The sequence below is a fragment of the Massilia sp. CT11-108 genome, from assembly GCF_047302915.1.
GTDB classification, from domain to species: Bacteria; Pseudomonadota; Gammaproteobacteria; order Burkholderiales; family Burkholderiaceae_D; genus Telluria; species Telluria orientalis.
Genome location: NZ_JBKYMO010001339.1, coordinates 1 through 363 on the forward strand (window position 1 = coordinate 1; position 363 = coordinate 363).

Below are 363 nucleotides of genomic sequence, written 5' to 3' on the forward strand. Positions count from 1 at the left end.
ACATGCAGGCTCATCTCGGTCTTCACGCGGTCCAATCCCTTCGTCAGGAAGTGTGCCGATCCCATCCAGGCTTTGATCGTGCCGTACGGATGCTCGACCGTGGAGCGTCGAATTCGCATGGCATCTGGACTTTGTTCAAGACGAGCTTGCATATCGTCGAGTACGTCCTGGTGCTCCCAGCGCGTCACACGTCGTTGCGCGCTCGGCGTGCACTTTTCCTTGAGCGGACATCCCTTGCAATTCGAGCTCCAGTACCGGTGGTTCTTCATACCTTTTTCGACGCTCGCAAAGCGCCAGATCAGTGCTTCGCCTGCCGGACAGCGGTACTCGTCCTTTTGCGGATCATAAATGAAATCGGCCTTG

1 protein-coding gene is annotated in these 363 nt (G+C 56.5%); it reads right to left on the reverse strand.

The window, feature by feature from the left end; genetic code table 11:
* Positions 1-363: transposase (locus ACEN88_RS34695; protein ID WP_413346948.1), on the reverse strand; the 363-nt coding region annotated here is incomplete at both ends.